General features: G+C 61.5%; 17 protein-coding genes and 3 pseudogenes. 9 read left to right on the top strand and 11 right to left on the bottom strand.

Annotated features, from left to right (window positions below):
- Positions 1-4 precede the first annotated feature (4 nt).
- The 5 genes from acpS to rplM all read right to left on the bottom strand — a co-directional run bounded on the left by acpS (position 5) and on the right by rplM (position 4,771).
- Positions 5-544, bottom strand: coding sequence for a holo-ACP synthase (acpS, locus tag INP52_RS01445; RefSeq protein ID WP_194371756.1), 540 nt, complete (start codon positions 542-544; stop codon positions 5-7).
- A gap of 3 nt (positions 545-547) precedes the next feature.
- Positions 548-2,398 (bottom strand): glutamine--fructose-6-phosphate transaminase (isomerizing), encoded by a 1,851-nt coding sequence (gene glmS / locus INP52_RS01440; RefSeq protein ID WP_194371754.1) that lies wholly within the window; start codon positions 2,396-2,398, stop codon positions 548-550.
- A 76-nt stretch (positions 2,399-2,474) separates the two neighbouring features.
- On the bottom strand, positions 2,475-3,812 hold the full coding sequence (gene glmM, locus INP52_RS01435; protein WP_194371752.1) for a phosphoglucosamine mutase: 1,338 nt from the start codon (positions 3,810-3,812) through the stop codon (positions 2,475-2,477).
- A gap of 119 nt (positions 3,813-3,931) precedes the next feature.
- Positions 3,932-4,327 carry a 30S ribosomal protein S9 gene (rpsI, locus tag INP52_RS01430; protein ID WP_194371750.1) on the bottom strand — a complete coding sequence of 132 codons (396 nt, stop codon included), beginning with the start codon at positions 4,325-4,327 and terminating at the stop codon, positions 3,932-3,934.
- A gap of 3 nt (positions 4,328-4,330) precedes the next feature.
- The gene (gene rplM, locus INP52_RS01425; protein WP_232364356.1) at positions 4,331-4,771 is read right to left on the bottom strand and encodes a 50S ribosomal protein L13; all 441 of its coding nucleotides are present in this window, start codon (positions 4,769-4,771) and stop codon (positions 4,331-4,333) included.
- 240 nt (positions 4,772-5,011) lie between these two features.
- On the opposite strand from rplM, the gene pfkB reads away from it, so the two are divergent.
- The 4 genes from pfkB to INP52_RS10030 all read left to right on the top strand — a co-directional run bounded on the left by pfkB (position 5,012) and on the right by INP52_RS10030 (position 7,421).
- Positions 5,012-5,941, top strand: a complete 930-nt coding sequence (gene pfkB / locus INP52_RS01420; RefSeq protein WP_194371747.1) for a 1-phosphofructokinase — start codon at positions 5,012-5,014, stop codon at positions 5,939-5,941.
- A 112-nt stretch (positions 5,942-6,053) separates the two neighbouring features.
- Complete coding sequence (locus INP52_RS01415; protein ID WP_194371746.1) at positions 6,054-6,650, top strand: nitroreductase family protein; 597 nt, start codon at positions 6,054-6,056, stop codon at positions 6,648-6,650.
- 105 nt (positions 6,651-6,755) lie between these two features.
- A complete protein-coding gene (locus INP52_RS10035; RefSeq protein ID WP_269747172.1) occupies positions 6,756-6,890 on the top strand; it encodes a hypothetical protein in 135 nt (44 codons plus the stop codon).
- A 279-nt stretch (positions 6,891-7,169) separates the two neighbouring features.
- Positions 7,170-7,421 (top strand): oxidoreductase, encoded by a 252-nt coding sequence (locus INP52_RS10030; RefSeq protein ID WP_194371745.1) that lies wholly within the window; start codon positions 7,170-7,172, stop codon positions 7,419-7,421.
- 306 nt (positions 7,422-7,727) lie between these two features.
- Here INP52_RS10030 and INP52_RS10025 read toward each other — a convergent pair whose 3' ends face one another.
- Positions 7,728-8,090 (bottom strand): Fic family protein, encoded by a 363-nt coding sequence (locus tag INP52_RS10025; protein WP_269747171.1) that lies wholly within the window; start codon positions 8,088-8,090, stop codon positions 7,728-7,730.
- Between INP52_RS10025 and INP52_RS09970 the strand changes: the two are divergent.
- From INP52_RS09970 to INP52_RS10230, 5 genes and pseudogenes are all read left to right on the top strand, one after another.
- Positions 8,001-8,558: pseudogene (locus INP52_RS09970) on the top strand (tyrosine-type recombinase/integrase); the annotation flags it as partial. The gene INP52_RS10025 and the pseudogene INP52_RS09970 sit on opposite strands and share 90 nt — an antisense overlap.
- A gap of 53 nt (positions 8,559-8,611) precedes the next feature.
- A pseudogene (locus INP52_RS10050) lies at positions 8,612-8,746 on the top strand (hypothetical protein); the annotation flags it as partial.
- A 99-nt stretch (positions 8,747-8,845) separates the two neighbouring features.
- Positions 8,846-9,178 (top strand): hypothetical protein, encoded by a 333-nt coding sequence (locus tag INP52_RS09865; RefSeq protein ID WP_228478445.1) that lies wholly within the window; start codon positions 8,846-8,848, stop codon positions 9,176-9,178.
- Complete coding sequence (locus INP52_RS01395; RefSeq protein WP_194371743.1) at positions 9,175-9,978, top strand: nucleotidyl transferase AbiEii/AbiGii toxin family protein; 804 nt, start codon at positions 9,175-9,177, stop codon at positions 9,976-9,978. The genes INP52_RS09865 and INP52_RS01395 overlap by 4 nt, the downstream gene beginning before the upstream one ends.
- A gap of 290 nt (positions 9,979-10,268) precedes the next feature.
- Positions 10,269-11,559 (top strand): annotated as a pseudogene (locus tag INP52_RS10230) (IS256 family transposase).
- Positions 11,560-12,251: 692 nt separating this feature from the next.
- Here the strand turns inward: INP52_RS10230 and INP52_RS09860 are convergent.
- The 5 genes from INP52_RS09860 to INP52_RS01370 form a co-directional block, all read right to left on the bottom strand.
- Entirely contained in the window at positions 12,252-12,569 is a 318-nt protein-coding gene (locus tag INP52_RS09860; RefSeq protein WP_228478364.1) for an MBL fold metallo-hydrolase, read from the bottom strand.
- A complete protein-coding gene (locus tag INP52_RS09855; RefSeq protein ID WP_228478363.1) occupies positions 12,566-13,003 on the bottom strand; it encodes an MBL fold metallo-hydrolase in 438 nt (145 codons plus the stop codon). Before INP52_RS09855 ends, INP52_RS09860 begins: the two co-directional genes overlap by 4 nt.
- Positions 13,004-13,183: 180 nt before the next feature.
- On the bottom strand, positions 13,184-13,918 hold the full coding sequence (locus tag INP52_RS01380; protein ID WP_194371742.1) for a hypothetical protein: 735 nt from the start codon (positions 13,916-13,918) through the stop codon (positions 13,184-13,186).
- A 70-nt stretch (positions 13,919-13,988) separates the two neighbouring features.
- Positions 13,989-17,099, bottom strand: coding sequence for a type III restriction-modification system endonuclease (locus INP52_RS01375; protein WP_228478362.1), 3,111 nt, complete (start codon positions 17,097-17,099; stop codon positions 13,989-13,991).
- Entirely contained in the window at positions 17,096-18,127 is a 1,032-nt protein-coding gene (locus INP52_RS01370) for a TIGR02391 family protein (protein WP_194371741.1), read from the bottom strand. The genes INP52_RS01375 and INP52_RS01370 overlap by 4 nt, the downstream gene beginning before the upstream one ends.
- Positions 18,128-18,133 lie beyond the last annotated feature (6 nt).

Here is an 18,133-nt window from a genome sequence, read left to right as displayed (position 1 = left end):
TGTTCTACTCCTCGGAAGAAGGCTGGTCAGCATGAGCGCGCGCCAGGCCGTCCAGAGAGGACTCCTGCACCCGCTCGAGCTCGTCGAGCACCGAGCGGGCCTCCTTGAACGAGGCAGCGAGCGCGCGGGCCGCGTCCTCGTGCGCGTCCGCAACGGGACGCACGTCATCGGTCACGGCAAGGGCATTGGCCACGGCGACCTCGCGGGTGTGCGAGATGGAGAGCGCGATCTCGCGGATGCCCCGCGCACGGGCGACCTCGGCTGCGCGGGCCGCGAGCAGGGCGCGTGGACGACCGGAGTCGTCGCGCGTGACGGACACGTCGCGCACGCCGATGCCCTCCGCAAAGCCCGTGCCCAAGGCCTTGAGCACGGCCTCGCGGGCCGCGAAGCGGGCCGCGTAGTGCTCGGCCGGGCGGGCGCAGCTCTCGCAGTAGGCACGCTCCTCGTCCGTGAAGACACGGCGCACAAAGCTCGGGCGCCGCCTCATCACGCGCTCCATGCGCGCGATCTCGAGCATGTCCACCCCAATGCCGGCCGTCGCCATGCGCTACTCCACCGTGACGGACTTGGCGAGGTTTCTGGGCTTGTCCACGTCGCAGCCGCGCATGCGGGCCACGTAGCGCGCAAGGACCTGCAGGTGGACGACGGCCACGATGGGGACGAGAAGCTCGTCTGCCACGGGCGGAATCCACAGGACGTGCTCGACGAGGGACGCCACGTCCTCGTCGCCGTCGGTGGCCACGGCCACGCAGACGGCACCGCGGGCGATGACCTCCTGGATGTTGGAGACGGTCTTGTCGTGGACGGCGTCGGCCGGCACGATGGCCACGACGGGAAAGCCCGGCTCGAGCAGGGCGATGGGCCCGTGCTTCATCTCGCCGGCCGGATAGGCCTCGGCGTGCAGGTAGCTGATCTCCTTGAGCTTGAGGGCTCCCTCGTAGGCCGTGGTCGAGTTGACGCCACGACCCAGGAACAGGGCCGAGTGCGCGCGGCGGAAGACCGCGGCGGCACGCTTGTCCTGCCAGGAGCGGGCGATGACCTCGCGGATGAGGTCGGGCAGCGAGCACAGGTCGCGATAATGACGCTCGACCTCGTCGGGCTCCATCTGCCCCTGGGCCTGGGCGAGGCGCAGCGCGAACAGCGCGCCCGCGACCATCTGCGCCGTGTAGGCCTTGGTCGAGGCCACGCAGACCTCGGGGCCAGCCTGAACGTAGAGCACACCGTCGGACTCGCGCGCGGCAGAGGACCCGAGCACGTTGGTGATGGCGAAGACCTTGCAGCCCATCCCCCGCATGCGGCGCGCCGCCGTGAGGGTGTCGGCCGTCTCACCGGACTGCGTGATGATCACGCAGAGCGTGTGGGGCGTCACGAGAACGTCCTGCTCGTAGTTGAACTCGGACGCATACTCGCAGATGACCGGCACCTTGGCCCAGGTCTGCACCAGCGTGCGCGCGATGAGGCTCACGTGGTAGGACGTGCCGCAGGCGATCAGGTAGACGCGGTCGATCGCCGCGAGGTCCTCCTCGCTCATGGAGAGCTCGTCGAGCTTGATCCCCCGCTCGTCCAGGCGACCGGCGAGCAGACGCTCGATGGCCTCGGGCTGCTCGGCGATCTCTTTGGCCATGAAGTCGGCGTATCCGCCGAGCGTGGCCGCCGAGGCGTCCCAGTCCACGTCAACCGCAGTGGGAACGTCCACGACCAGACCCTCCTCGTCGAAGACCGTCACCGCGCCGGAGCGCTCGAGGCGGGCCACCTGGCCGTTCTCGAGCTGGATGACGTGCGACGTCACGTTCGCGAGCGGCGTGACGTCAGAGGCGGCGTACGCGCCGTCCTTCGTGGAGGCCACGACGAGCGGCGAGCCGTTGCGCGCGCATACGATCTCTCCCGGGGCGTCGGCGCAGACCACGGCAAGCGCCCACGAGCCCTCGAGGCGACGAACCGCGTTGCGCACCGCCGAGACGAGGTCTCCCTGGTAGGGACCATTCCACGCGTCCTCGATGAGGTGCGCGATGACCTCGGAGTCGGTCTCGGAGGCGAACTCATGGCCGTTGCGCGTGAGATAGGAGCGCAGCTCGCGGAAGTTCTCGATGATGCCGTTGTGCACGATGGCGATGCGCCCCGAGCAGTCGCGGTGCGGGTGGGAGTTCTTGTCGGTGGGGGCACCGTGGGTTGCCCAGCGCGTGTGGGCGATGCCCGCGGTGCCCACAAGGTTGGCCGTCTGGCAGCGATCCACGAGCGTGGAGACGCGGCCGGCGCACTTGACGCCGTGCAGGGCCCCGTCGGCTCCCACGACCTCGACTCCGGCGGAGTCGTAGCCACGGTACTCAAGGGTCTGAAGCCCCTCAAGCAGGTACTCGACCGCCTGGTTCCTACCGGTATAGCCAACGATTCCGCACATGAAGGTCCTCCTTGCAGGCTGCGTTTAAAGTACGAATCAAGATTCTAGCAGGGGCACGCCAGGGCGTAGAGACCGCCTACGCCCTAAAGGGGTCGAGCGCCTTGAGCACGAATGCGTTGGCCTCGGTGCACAGGCGCTCCTCGGGGGCCTCGGCGAGCACGCGCACCAGGGGCTCCGTGCCGGAGGCGCGCACGAGCACGCGGCCGTTGCCCTCGAGGTAGCGCTCCGCATCCGCCACGGCGTCCTTCACGGCGGGCGCGCCCATGGCGGCCTCCTTGTCGCTCACGCGCACGTTCACGAGCTGCTGCGGGTAGAGCGTGACCGGGCGGCACAGCTCGGAGAGCTTCTCGCGCTCGGCACGCAGAACCTCCATCACCCTGAGGCTCGTCATGACGCCGTCGCCGGTCTTCTCCAGGTCACCGAAGATGATGTGGCCCGACTGCTCGCCGCCCAGGGAGTAGCCATGCTCGCGCATGCAGGCGTAGACGTTCTTGTCGCCCACGTCGGTCTTCTCGTAGGAGAGGCCCGCCGCGTCGAAGGCACGGAAGAGCCCGAAGTTGGACATGATCGTGGGAACGACGGTCTGCCCGGAGAGGCGTCCGTGCTTGTTGAGGTAGGTGCCGCACACGTAGAGGATGAGGTCGCCATCGACCACGTGGCCGCGCTCGTCCACGGCCAGGCAGCGATCGGCGTCGCCGTCGTAGGCAAAGCCCACGTCAAGGCCGTTCTGGACCACGAAGCGCTGGAGGCTGTCGATGTGGGTTGAGCCGCAGTCGACGTTGATATTGAACCCGTCGGGGGCGTTGCTGATCACGTGGGTCTCGGCACCCAGGGCGTCAAAGACCGGGCGAGCCACGGAGGACGCCGCACCGTTGGCGCAGTCCAGACCGATCTTGAAGCCCTGCAGCGAGAACCCGCAGCTGCTGATGAGGCTCGAGAGGTAGCGATTGCGCCCCTGCATGTAGTCGACGGTGCGGCCAATCGCCTCGCCGGTGGCCAGAGGGACCTCGGAGCCACCGTCGATGTAGCTCTCGATAAGCTCCAGAACCTCCTCCTCCATCTTGTAGCCCTCGCGGTTCACGAGCTTGATGCCGTTGTCCGTATAGGGGTTGTGCGAGGCGGTAATCATGACGCCGCAGTCGAAGCCCCCGTCCGGCACCTCGAAGGAGACGCCCGGCGTGGGAATGACGTGCAGCATGTAGGCATCGGCTCCTGAGGCAACCAGCCCACTCACGAGCGCCGACTCGAACATGTAGCTCGAGCGGCGCGTGTCCTTGCCCAAGATGACGCGGGCCTTCTTTCCCTGCCGGGCCCCGTAGTACCAGCCCACGAAGCGGCCGATCTTGAAGGCGTGCTCGACGTTGAGTCCCTCGTTCGCGCGGCCGCGGAAGCCGTCGGTGCCAAAGTACTTCATGAGTCGTCCCCTCTTCACGTCCTCGCCTGGGCATTGTCACCTGCGAGGTCCCCGATACGAGAAGGGGCCCGTCGAGCACGCGCCGACAGGCCCCGGAAGTCCAAACGTGCCTCGAAGGCCTAGCGCTTCGAGAACTGCGGGCGCTTGCGCGCCTTCTTCAGGCCGTACTTCTTGCGCTCGACCGCGCGAGAGTCGCGCGTGAGGAAGCCAGCCTTCTTGAGGTCCTCGCGATACTCGCCGGCCTCGAGAAGGGCGCGGGCGATACCCAGGCGCAGGGCGCCGGACTGCCCGTTGATGCCGCCTCCGTCGCAGTTGGCGAGCACGTCGAAGTGCTCGGCCGTCTCGGTGAGGCGCAGGGGCGCGATCGCGTTGTCAACGAGCTGCTGGCGGCCGAAGTAGTTGGCGGCCTCGCGGCCGTTGACGACGACCTTGCCGGTTCCGGGGACAAGACGAACGCGGGCGACGGACTCCTTGCGGCGACCCGTGCCAGTGTAAACAACGGTGTTGTCGGCCATCGGTTAGGCCCTCCAATCAATCTGGACGGGGTTCTGGGCCATGTGCGGGTGCTCGGGCCCAGCGTAGACCTTGAGCTTGGTGGCCTGCTGGCGACCGAGCGTGGTCTTGGGGAGCATGCCCTTGACGGCGTGCTCGATGACGCGCTCGGGATGCTTCTCCATGGCCTCGCGGAAGCTCTCGGTCTTGAGGCCTCCGAGATAGCCGGAGTAGCGCCAGTACTCCTTATGGTTGGCCTTGACGCCCGTCAGAACGACCTTGTCGGCATTGATGACCACGACAAAATCGCCCGTATCGGCGTTGGGCGTGTACTGCGGCTTGTTCTTGCCACGAAGGGCCATGGCAGCCGTGGTGGCAAGGCGGCCGAGCGTGGCGCCCTCGGCGTCGATGAGCACCCACTTGCGCTCGACTTCGCCGGCCTTGGCGAACTGAGTCGACTTCTTCACTTGACTCCTCCTACGTACCTGCATACGGTGACAGCCCCTGGACGGACCGTCGTGCTTTTTCTTATCAGAGATTACGGGGCTCTGTGGAAAAGCCTTAATACTATAGCGCATGGCCCCAGCGTCAGAACCTTAAATTTGGTCGCCACACGGTGTTCAAATGAGCGTCACGGAGGGCCGAGAAGGGACCGCAGCGGCTAGAATGAAACCATGTATCGCTCCGCACGCCTCAGGGAGGAACCGATGATTTACACCGTCACGCTCAACCCGGCGCTCGACAAGACCGTCCACATTCCCAACTTTGAGGTCGATGCCGTCAATCGCATCACGGAGCTCCGCCGCGACGCGGGAGGCAAGGGCATCAACGTGTCGAAGGTCATCGCCCAGCTGGGGGGCACCTCCGAGGCCGTGGCCATTCTCGCGGGCGGAACGGGAGACTGGATCCGCGGAGCGCTCGCCGAGGCGGGAATCCACGTCACGGCCTACGCCGCCGAGGGAGCGACCCGCACGAACCTCAAGGTCGTCGATCCCGTGAACAACACGCATACCGACATCAACGAGCCCGGGCCCCAGGTGACCGGGGCCATGCTGGAGGAGCTGCTCGACGTTCTTGTCGAGGGCATCGTGGACGACGACATCGTGGTCCTGTCTGGAAGCCTACCCGCCGGGGTCGACCCGGCCACCTACGGTGCGTGGACGCGCGTGCTTCGCAGCGAGGGGGTTCGCGTCTACCTTGATGCCGACGGCGAGGCGCTGCGCCGCGGACTCGAGGCGAAGCCCTTCTTTGCCAAGCCCAACGATCACGAGCTCTCCGAGCTCGTGGGCCGCAAGCTGGACGGCCTGGAAGACATAGCCTGCGCCGCTCGGGAGCTTGTGGGGGAAGGCATCGGACGCGTGGTCGTCTCGATGGGCGGCAAGGGAGCGGTCGTGGCCACCCCGGACGAGATCTGGCACGCCAGCTCCGTCGAGGTCCCCGTGGGCAGCACCGTCGGTGCCGGCGACGCCGTGGTAGCCGCCCTGGCCTATGCGGACGCCTGCGGCCTCCCGCTCGAGGACACCATGCGCCTTGCCATGGCAACGGGCGCCGCCAACGTCATGGAGTCCGGCACGCAGGCCGCCGAGCGCTCCGTCGTGGACTCCCTCATCGACCGCGTCGAGCTCACCCGTCTGTAGCGGCCGCGCGTTTCCATGTGCCCCGCCACAAATCGGAACTTCGCCGCAAGGCGACGCGGGCAATTGGGTAGATAGTCTCACAACTAACCGACACTCTTCAAGAGGCGAGCCCATGACCTACCAGGACACCATCAACAAGCGCCGCAGCATTTATGCACTTAACGACCAGCTCCCCATCAGCGAGGACGAGACCGTCGAGGTAATCGAAGACGCCATCGTCGCGAGCCCCTCGGCCTTCAACATTCAGAGCGCCCACGCTATCATCCTTCTTGGCGCGCAGCACAAGGCGCTCTGGGATGACATCGTCACCAGCACCCTCAAGGCAATCGTCCCGGCAGAGGCGTTCGCTCCGACGGCCCAGAAGATTGCCGGCTTCTCTGCCGCAGCCGGCACGGTGCTCTACTTCGAGGATGACGCTGCCATTGCCAGCCTGAAGGAGCAGTTCCCCTCCTACGCGTCACACTTCGATGACTGGTCCGCACACGGCCAGGGCATCGCTCAGGTCAACGTCTGGAACGAGCTCGCTGAGAAGGGCATCGGCGCCAACCTGCAGCACTATAACCCCATCATCGACGACGCCGTGAAGGCGCGCTGGGACGTGCCGGAGAGCTACCGCCTCGTTGCCCAGCTCGTATTTGGCGGCATCGCGGCACCGGCCGACGAGCAGCAGCGTCAGCCTGCGGACAAGCGCGTCCGCGTCGTACGCTAACGGCGGCACCTTTCCGTGTGCGCCCGGTGCGGCCGCGAGGCAACTCGCGGCCGCACCTTTTTCATGCGGGCAAAGTGAGGATGGAGCGAAGGGGAGGACTGGTTCATGACAGGGCTGACGAACGCAATCCGGATTCTGAATCTGACGCTTTCCAACCGTCCCGTCATGCCCCCGTTTACCACGAAGAAGGCCAACCCTGACGGGAGCGTCTCCGACGAGCTGCTTCACCACTACGAATGACAAGACGCAGGGCGGGTTTCTCGGCATGGTAATCGTAGAGCACGCCTACGTTGCGCGCGATGGCAAGGCCGTCGCGCGACAGCTCTCGGCGGCCACGAACGAGATGGTCCCCGGACTCGCACGCCTCGCGGACGTCATTCATGCGAACGGAGTCAGGACGGCCTGTCAGATCAACCACGCGGGAACCAGCACGACACGCGCGGTCACGGGCCCGAAGCTGCTGGGCCCGTCTCCCCGTTCGTCCGGCGACCCCGTCAGAGCAATGGGCGCCTCTCTGATTTGGAGTGCGTTGTCAGGGAGTTCTCCGAGGCTGCCCTCAGGGTCAAGCGGGCCAGGTTCGACGCCGTCGAAATCCATGCGGCACACGGCTATCTGCTCAACACGTTCTTCTCGCCGCTCACTAACCTGCGGATCGAAGATGCCGTCGCGGCAGCCGTGGCGCTCGAACGGGAGAGCGTCGACCTCATCGACCTGACCCGCCCCACTCCATCCGCACGGCCTTCGGACCCGAGGTTCGCACGCTCTTGGTAAGACCCTTCAATCTTGTATATGAGTACCACACCGAGACGGGCACCATCGGCGTCTTGGACCTCATCTGCGAGCGTCAGGTTAACAAGGGAACCAAGGCGGCTCCTTATATCTGATGGAATATCCACGAACCCCATATGAGCTCCCCTCTAGCGGATGATGCAATTCGCAGTATGGCACGAGCAGTGCACACGTTTTCGCTACGCTTCCAAGTGGCACTGGAACACTAGGGGGGTCGTGCGCTTCCCGGACACCCATATCGACGGTTCGACCGAGGAGAAGGCAAAGATCTAATCGAGAGACGACGACTTATCCGGAAGGGTCCCTGTCTAGCACGCGACGGGGATGCAATCGAGAGTGCGCTCTGCGACATTTGCACGCCTCGAAGGCGGCAATGCGGGCGTTTTCGTCCGCCACGAGGCTGCGAAGGAGCCCGGCGAGGCCGAGCACGTCCCTCTCGGTGATGAAGCCGAAATACTCGGCCCTTACGTCCTTGGTGATGACCGCCGGGGCGAGGCCGGACTTGATGAGGCCTCGGTCTATAAGAATGCGCCCCGTGCGCCCGTTGCCGTCCTCGAAGGGATGAATCCGCTCGAAGCGGCTGTGGAAGTCCGCCGCCGTGGCCCCCAGGACATCCTGAGGAAGAATCCCTGCAACTTCACGAAGCCGCACAAACGCGTCAAGTCCAAGATCAACACCCTCGACCGCACCGAAAGGAGCCGCATGCTCGACCTCGCGTTCAGGGCCATGCCCAATCCCCTGGCCATGGTCATCGGACTGGCACTCACCACCGGCATGCGACGGGGCGAGGTCTGTGCCCTTCGCTGGAGCGACATGAATGAGGACGGCGCCATCAGCGTTGCCCGCGCGCTGGGAAACGCCGGTGGCACGTTCTACGAGAAGGGGCCCAAGACCGACTCGTCATGCCGCACCATCCCCCTGGCCCCCTCAATCGCCTCTGCACTCCATGCCATACGCGCAGACAAAGAGTACGTCTGCAGGTCTTTAGGCGCACCCTTTGGCGACCCGTATCTGCTGGGAGCGGCCGGACTCGACTCCAGGCCCTACAGTCCCGGCATGCTCTCCAAGGACTTCAAGGCCTTCTGCAAGATGAACGGCTTCACCTGTACCTTCCACGATCTGAGACATACCTTCGTCACCTTCATGATCGGTGCTGCTGTGGATGTGACGTTATGTCAATTCTATACCGTAAATGGTATACTCTTGCCATGTCCTACTATGATGACATATACGAAGTGGCGGCAGATGACTACGGGCTCGTCTCCTCCGCTACCGCTCAGAAGATGGGTGTCCCTGCGATCGAACTGGTTAAGCTGGCGAAACGCGGACGTCTCATTCATGTCGGACGGGGACTGTACCGCCTGGCGCACTACGTGCCCACACCATATGACTCCTATGCGGAGGCGGTGGCGCTCGTAGGGCCCGAGGCCTATCTCTTCGGTGAATCCGTTATCGCACTGCATGGTCTGGCACCGACCAACCCGAAGCTCCTATACGTCGCCACACCGAAGCGCATCCGCAAGACGCTGCCCGACCACATCGTCGTCGTACGCCGTGAAACATGCGAGAAGACAGTCCGCTACGAGGGCATCGCCTCCCAGAGCGTCTTCGATGCCATCCGATCCTGCAAGGGCATGATGATGCCCGAGCGCCTGCATGATGCTGCGGACAGGGCGAGGCGGGAAGGCCTCGTCACCCGTACACAGCATGCCGCCCTGAGCGAGGAGGCAGGCCGATGACGAAGATCCCCAACAGCAGGCGCAACCTCGACCTTGCGCTGGAGAGGCTCCACGGACAAGGACGGAAAGCCCAGCAGGCGCGAACGTCCATGGCAAACGCCATCGTCGGCCAACTCCTGCCCCGTGGAGTCGTCAAGGGTGGAAGCGCTCTCAGGCTACGCTATGGATATGCGAACACACGCTTTACCACCGACCTCGATGCCGCCAGGGATGAGGGCCTCGAGATCTTCATCGACGAACTCGCCGCATCGCTCGAGTCCGGCTGGAACGGGTTTACCGGCACCATCACGGAGCGCGAACCCGCGCATCCCACGGGCGTGCCGGAAGACTACGTCATGCAGCCCTTCGACGTCAAGCTCGCCTACAACGGCAAGTCATGGGTAACGGTGCCACTGGAGATCGGTCATGATGAGATCGGCGACAGCATCTCCAAGGACATGGTCGACCTGTTCACGCAGCTCGGATTCCCCGCTCCGAGACCTGTCGCAATCATGTCACTGCACCACCAGATAGCCCAGAAGCTCCATGGCCTCACCGGAGAGAACAGCGCCCGCGCGCACGATCTGATTGACCTACAGCTCATAACCGCACACGACAACATCGACATGCCGAAGACAAAAGAGGCTTGCGCGCGCCAGGCCGCCTCGAGAAGGAAGCAGGTCTGGCCTCCCACCATCGTCAAAGGCAGAGACTGGGGTGAGATCTACGATCACGCCAAGGAGGATCTGCCGGTCCTCCCGACCGTGGACGAGGCCGTCGTATGGGGCAACAGGCTTGTCGTGACGATATCGGAAGCGTAGAAGAGCGCTCTATCCATGATCGGCGCCAGCGTTGCTGGTGATTGACCTTACTACCTGTGTCGCGAGCGAATCGATGAGCAATCAATCCTTAAGAGAGCGTTTTGGCCTTCCAGACGAAAGGGAAACGGCGCCGCCATCTCCCGCCTCATCCGCGAATACAGGATTACGTCGCGAAAGTTGGTGTAAGGCCGAAAGTGGACCTATTGAAGAGACGTCGGTAGAAAGGACGGTCATCGCCTAGAATCTGCGACTGCCAAGTACGTGGATTCGTGGAAAGGACGATGACCGCAATGGAGAGTGTAGCAGCGTCGAGCATGTCGGCCGCAGCCAGCATGCCAAGGTTCGGGGACGGGTCGGTGAATTTGCAAGAGCTTGCCCGTCAGCTCGTGGAGCAAGTGGCAGACGAGGTGATGAGCACCGAGGCAGACATGGCCTGCGAAGACGTCGGTACCGCACGGAACGGCTATCGTGACCGAAAGCCCGACACCTGTATCGGGACGCCCGACCTGCGGATACCAAAGGTGAGGAACGGTTGTTTCTTCCCGGAGGATGTGATCGAGCGCTACTCCAGGACCGATCGCGCGCTCGTGGCCGCCGTGGCGGAGACGTGTCGCAGCGGGGTCTCCACCAGAAAGGTCGAGGGGGTGGCCAAGACGCTTGGCGTCGACAGGCCCGGCAAGGACCAGGCGAGCCGTATCCGTGCTGCCCTCGACGCCGAGGCGGCCGACCTCAACGGGCGCATGTTCGGCGAGGATGAGGAGTTTCCCTACCTGTGGCTTGACGCGACCTATGCGAGATGCCGCGACGGGGGGCATGTCAGCTCGACAGCCGTCGTGACGGCGATCGCCTGTGACGGGCAGGGTCACGGACACATGGTCGGCTTCGATGTCGTCGACACCGAGTCATATGACTCCTGGCTCCCCTTTCTGAGACGCCTCCGATAGGGGCGTGAGGCTCGTCGTCTCCGATGCCCACGAGGGTCTCGTGCGAGCCATCTCGGAGACGTTTCTGGGGGCCGCCTGGCAAAGATGCATCGTGCACCTGATCCGCGACTGCTGCCGTGCGACGAGAAGCCGTTCCAAGAGAGTGCGGGTCGCGAAGCTTCTCTCTCCGGTCTTTCGCGCCAAGGACGCATTGGTGGTGAGGGCTCTGTATCACAGGGCGACGCAGATGGTGGGGCAGGTGAGCCAGGAGGCGCAAAGGATTCTCGTGGAGGCCGAGCCGGATGCGCTGGCCTATCTCGACTTCCCGTCCTCGCACTGGAAGCGTCTGAGGACCAACAACGTCCAAGAGAGATGCAACCGCGAGACCAGGCGCAGGAGTCGCGTGGTGCAGGTCTTCCCGTCAAGGCAGTCGCTCGTGCGACTCGTAGGTGCCGTCGTCGCGGAGTCCGACGAGACATGGTCACAATCACGCTACTTCGCCGAGGGGAAGATGGACGAGTTCTGGTCGCTACTGGAGAGATGCGGACATGGGGACGAGTCGGAACCGATCACTGATGCCCGACGTGCCGCAGCAGACGAAGAGGCTCGCAAGGTGCTCGATGCCGCAGGGGTTGCCATGGAAAGGGAGGCGGCGTAGGATTCGACTCATCAACTAGGGTTCTAGGCTTTGTCGTCAGAGTCGAAGTCTCATTTACACCAACATTTCCGACACTACCGAATACAGCGAAAACAAACTGATCAAAGAGGAAGACAGCGATGCGGGACCGAAATTCCGGAGATATATCCCCGCCTGGACCTAGATTCTTATTTATCACTGCGTAACATCTTTAATCGGCGATAAGCTATCGCCCTCGAGTTTACAACCCCATAACACCGCGGATAAACCGTATAGGTTCGCGTACAGCAAAGGCCTTTCGTTCAAGACGTTCCGCACGACAGCGCTCGAGGTTTTGCGAGCTCTGGCATGATCGATACCCTCTCCGCCCGACTCTCCCGCTGCTATTCATCCGATAACGGCTGATAACACCTCAGTCACACCCCAGTAGACTCAGTAAGTCGGTTCGCACGAAGGATTTACTACTTCCGCTTCTCCGGCTCGGGCAGCTCCGGCAACATGGCCGAGCACGCGGACGAGCCGGAAAGCCTCGTGCGATTCGACATCGTGACCATGCTGGTCCTGGCCGATAACAAGCCCTGCTGAGACATCATCGAAACGTGCTCTGCGCGGCCGGCAGTGACCTCGACTGAGCCGCTTCAACGGTAGCCTCGCCAGTCGATGGCGGGGCACCTCGAGGCCATCTTGGAACAGGAGAAATCGACATGGGCGGCCTACAGCCAGACCGCCCAATCCCCGTAGTTGAAGATGCCGCTGCCATGATGGAACTTCCCCTCCGCATCGAGCTGACGAAAGGCATTGCGCATGCGGAGGGGGATCTCGGGTTGTATGTCCAGTGTGTGGTGCGCCGGAAACACCCGCTTCATCGGAAGCGATGCGACCTTCTCGCGACTTGTCAGATATGCTTGCGGGTAGACTGAGGGGTAGTAGGCGAAGAGCATGTCCTTGTAGACCAGGTCTCCGGTGAATAGATACCCGCGCTCTGCCTTCCAGAAGCACATGTGCCCGAGTGTGTGGAGAACTTCGATCACGCGTCCACCGCGGTCGATGGCGTCACCGTTATGCAGCACGCGCGTCGGTGCTCCCTGGAAGACTCGTAGGTGCCGGCGTCGTAGCCCTCCGGCAGATCGCAGCGATCCACGACCATCCCGCGGATAGTCTCCATGTCGAGAGGGAACCCACCGGAGAGCCAGTCCAGCTCGTCTGCGTGCGCATAGAAGTCCGGATAGTACCGGTGCCCGCCTATGTGGCCCCAGTGGATATGCGTGGCGACTGCCGTAACCGGTTTGTCCGTCAGCCTGTCCACCTCCGCCGAGATATTGCAGATGCCGAGTCCCGTGTCGATCAGCAGAGCCCAATCATCTCCTTCGAGAAGACAGCTATGCATCTCCTCCCAGTGACGGTACTCGTTGATGATATGGGTATCCTCATCGATTGTCTCTATCGTGAACCAGGACTTCATCATCGATTCTCTCCTCAAGAATCGGCAGCCACTTCACTTCCTCTGGTGGTTGGTGTTAAGAAGGCGCTCCTTCGCCATCACCATAACGTCCTCAGCGACAGGAGATGGACCCAAAGGCGGCCACCCCGAGCCTTCGGGCTCAGGGTGGCAACAGGCTTGAGTAAACTCTCCTGGCACTGTCGGCTAATGACGAAATCCCTCTTCAAATCCACCTTTAGGGCGGAATCTACGCCCTTCTCCAAGCTGCTTCACCATTCCACTGATTTCGTCGGCATCTTTTGCAGACATTCCCAGTTCGGCACAACGATGGAACACCAATTCCGGGTCAACTTGTATCCATTCCGACCGATAGTTCATGAGGTCTGCCTTAAACCGCTCGTACTCTCGCCATTGCATTTGGTTATCGTAGACGGCGGCCTCCTGCGCAAGAAACTGTAGGATCCCGTCCTGTGATTCTGGAACTTCATCCTTCACGCTCGCATAGACAGGTTGGCAATCATCTTGTGCGAGCTCACCGTTTTCATCGACCGTGACAATGATGGGGTTGTAGGCAGTCTTGAACCAATCAGACTCACCCTCTGTCCAGGGGATCAAGAAGACTCGCTCGAAGTCACCATACCTAATCTCCTCATCAACCGTCTTGTCCATGTATACCACCACAAGGCTTCGTGCTCCACGCGGCACGCCTCGGCGCTTCCAGGCAAGAGAGATGCCGTATCGCGAAAGCGCACCTTCTATTTTCTTGAAGTCACCATCTGTTCTAGCCTGTAGCACGTTCCACATAGCTTGTCGCTCAGGAGCAAGAATGCACCCTCCGTCATGGTCACGAAGCCATGCAATACCCGCTGCCACAGCATCATCGTTCACGCCCGTTGTGTCGACAAGCAGATACTCGACGCCGTCCTCTTTTTGATTCATGAATAACCTCCTTACGGCATATCAGGCTATTTCAGCTATTGCGCTGCTGCCAACTTAAAACTGTTTTTGTCTATTCCATCGTGCCTATGACATCGAGCAAGTCGCCATAGCTCGCGACCTCGTGATAACGGACCTCCGACGTGCTGATGTCGTTGAAGAGCTTCTTCGCACAGGCGATCTTCGCGCTTTCTATGCCCTTGAGCTCCAGCGTCTCCATGGTTCCCTTGGTCTCGGCTATGAAGTAGATATGCCTCACGCTGTCCTTCTCGAAGGCTATGGCCCAGTCAGGTGCGTAGTTTCCGACCGGCGTGGGTATCTGGAACAAGCGGGGCAGACGCGCGTAGACGCAGACCTCCGAGGCAGCATCGAGCGCGCAGGCGAAGTCCTTCTCTGTCTGGCTGTCCCACACCACGTAATCCTGAACGTTCTTCCTGGTCGCGATAATGTGGGATCGGTTCTCAGGCATGCGCTCGGTGAATATCTCGCTGTCATATCTGTCGTCGAGCGTGTGATAGGTGATGTGATCGACCACCATCGTCGCCTTCTGCGCGACGATGGCCTTGCCGACCTTGGCGATGAACTCCTCGGGGTTCTGCCTGAACATATCGAACTTGAGCGGGCTGATCCCCGCGAGGATGGCGGCAGCACTGCGACGCGTGATGACAGCGGCCTGCGCCACCTCGCCCACAAGGTCGTAGCTGACTCCTTGACCGGTGCCGGTATCGATGTTCTCCTGGTTCGTCTCGGTGATGTCGAAGTGTTCGCCGGTATCAAGGGCGGCGCGCGTCGCCTTGTTCTGCTGCATGCCCGTCGTCATGTTCACGCCCAACCGCGTGACCGAGAGGTGCTCGTCGATATAGGCGACGGACTTCCGCCTCAGCTCGTTCCCATCGAAGCTCACCGTGTAGGCATGCTTGGAGTTGATACGCTCCCACAGCTCTTTGAACTCGCGTTTGTCGAAGTTGTCGTTCAGCCGGTTGTCCGTGAGTTTGCTCTCATGCCCGTCGGCTATCATGCCCGCAAGTGCATCCGGATCGTAGACGCTCTTGACCAGAACTTCTATGGCCGTCGCCTTCACTTGGACCTCCGGTGGAAGCTCTGTCACCGCGTAGGAGAAGCTCTTGCTGTCCTTGAACTTGTCGGTCGGCTTGCCATGCAGGTCGATGAAGTCGTTCTTGAGCAGGAAGGCATATACGACGGTCGCGTCATCGCCGTCGAAGGTCACGGGCTCCATATCGGGCAGCCTCACGGTGCGCCCCTCGAACAGCGCGTTCGTAACGACCGTCGGGCGCTCACGCAGCTCGGCGCGGATGTCGCGCTGCAGCGCATCGACGAAGTTCGCATAACTTTCGGAGGCAATCACGGTGAGAACATTCATCTTGTGCACCTCGCCCTCACCGAGCACAGAGAGATCCTGGCGCTCTCCATCCTGGTTCACGCACAGCCGCAGACCGCGCCCTACCTCCTGACGCTTGCCGGTCTCGGAGTCGGAGTGCTTGAGCGTGCATATCTGGAACACGTTGGGGTTGTCCCAGCCCTCACGCAGGGCGGAGTGACTGAAGATGAAGCGGCACGGCTCGTCGAACGAGAGAAGCCGCTCCTTGTTCTTCAGGATGAGATCGTACGCGCTGATGTCGTCGCTCCCCTCCTGGCCCCGCTTGGTCCTGCTGTCCACCGTATGCCCGTGCTTGTCTATGCTGAAGTAACCCTTGTGAACCTCGTGTGCATCGAAGCGCCTCAGGTAGTCGAGATAGGAGCTGTCCTTCATGTCGACCATGGTCGGATGGGCCAGGCGCTCGGAGATCGCCGCTGCATACTCCTCCTCGAAGACCTTGCCATAGCCCACGGTCAGCTCTCCGCCGTCATCGTCATAGGCCCGGTAGCGTGCGACCTCATCGATGAAGAAGAGTGACAGGCACTTCACCCCACGGAAGAAGAGCGCCTCCTCCTTCTGGAGGTGCGAGCGGATGGTCTCGCGAATCTGGATGCGACGCATGTCGTCTTCGGACGAGTCGCCATAGACCTCGCCTTTGCGGAGCACGAGTCCGTTCAGGAAGCGCACGTGCCCCAGCTCGCCATCCATGTCCGGCACGATGCCATCGGGCGCGATGGTGAAACCGTCATGGTATGCCTCCATGCGCGTGTCGCCGCTGGCGGCATAGATGTCATCTCCCACGTCGAAGCGTCCGACCACCTTGCGCACCGTGCCCGACGCGTTCATCTTCTTGTGCTCGATGATGGCGACAGGCGGCTTCGTACGACTCACCACGACGTCCTGCAGATAGAGGTACCCGTCGGTTCCGCGCATGTTCTTGAGCTCGAAGCCCTTGACCTCGATGCGTTTCACCAGACGCTGGTTGTATGCGTCGAGTGCATCCAACTCGTAGACCATGTTGTGAACCACGCGGTGGGTGGCGGAGTAGTTCAGGCAGAAGAGCGGATTGAAGCGCTTGATGCCGTTCTGCGTGGCCGCTCCGCCCATCTTCTGCGGCTCGTCCTGGATGACGATCGGCCGGTTGGCTGCCAGCACGTCGATGGGGCGGCGACTGCCGAACTCATCACGCTCGGAGTACATGATACGTGCCTCCTTGCTGGTTCCACCCTCCTTCATGGATGTGTTGAAGGCCTGCATGTTGATGATCATCACGTTGATGTCAGTGCTCTGCGAGTATGCGTCCAACTCGTTCAGTCGACTGCTGTTGTAGATGAAGTACTTGATGGGCTTGCCGTACTGCTCGAAGAAGTGCTGCTCCGTGGCTTGGAAGGACTTGTAGACGCCCTCGCGGATGGCTACCGACGGCACCACGACTATGAACTTCGTCCAACCATAGAGCCTGTTGAGCTCATAGGCCGTCTTGGTGTAGGCGTAGGTCTTTCCCGTGCCGGTCTCCATCTCCACGTCAAGCTGGCAGGTGCCGATGTCCGCACAGAGCGAGCTAGACTCCATGATCTGGTTGCCAGATTGAGCGCTTCGGATGTTGGCTAGAAGCTGTTCGGCATCAAGCAGCATCGGCGCGTTCCCATAGCCCTCGGCGGTATCGAAGAGATTGGTGGCGCCACGCTTGCCCAGGTCGCGAACATAGGCAAATGCACCTTGATTCGGCTGTCCTTCGAACACGTCGGTCACGGCCTTGGCGGCCTCGGCCTGGAAGGGCTGTATCTTGAACTTGAATTCCATCATTCACCGCCGTCGCTTCGCGATATGAGGTCGTAGGCTAAGCTGGCTAGAATCACGTAGTGAAGCGCGAGATTCCGGTCCAATGGACTTGCCGGTGTGTGGGCCTTCTCATTGCGAAAATTCTGGATGGCCATATTGAGGAATTTAACGCCTTCGAAAAAGTTTTTTTCCTGATCCGTTGATGGAGAATGACCGAAGATCTTCTGATAGTTTTCTTCGGCAAACGCCTTGTGCGCTTGCTCAAAACCAGTTAACTCACACAGTAGTTCGCGTACCAATTTGAATGCTTCTTCGACAGCGTGGAAATAGTCCTCGTTCCGCAAATAAGACTTGATATGTTCATATATTTCTGGCCGTATGTCGATAGTTATCCTGTTGTTGTCTATGACCGCAGGGGCTACCTTAATATGACTCGACGCAGTATCGGCCTCTTCAAGTTTGCTGTTAGAGGCATACGTTCGCGCCTTATTGTTCAGGGTCACTAAGAACGGGACATTGTCTGCCCATTGAATCTTTTCAATAAACCCCTCTTCTTCGAGTTCGCGCAATACACCTCTGAGCTCATCGTCTTCTCTTGGCGATGCTTGTTTGAACATTTCGGAGAGCATGTTCACTGGACTATCTGATTCGACCAGTGCCAGGAGCAGCTCATGTGAGTTCTCGGGAAGCCCCGAGGCAGGCAGCTGAATTCCTGGTCGTGCTGAAGCCTTGGGTGCAGTGGCACAGAAGTACTCCTCATCGTTGCCCATGGACTCAAGCAAGCCCATTACTTCTTTGTATCTCTTGTGGAATAGCGCGATGCTGAGGTCCTCACTTAGCGGGTGATCGGAGAAATACCTCGTCGACGCGATTTTGACATCGCCAATCCACTTGTCGAACCCTTCCGTACCCTCGTTAACACCGCCAAGGTAGGCAATGCCACTTGACGACATGCGTTGCACTGCGTCCCTGTGGTTTTGTTGCACTTCGTTTCCAGCAGCAATCAGGGCAGCCAGTTTCTCGCGTTTTATCAATGTCTGTGCAGTATCCATTGCTGG

Origin of the sequence: Thermophilibacter immobilis, assembly GCF_015277515.1 — a bacterium.
GTDB classification, from domain to species: domain Bacteria; phylum Actinomycetota; class Coriobacteriia; order Coriobacteriales; family Atopobiaceae; genus Thermophilibacter; species Thermophilibacter immobilis.
Note: the sequence above shows the minus strand (reverse complement) of the source record. Positions and strands in the feature narration are given on the sequence as shown.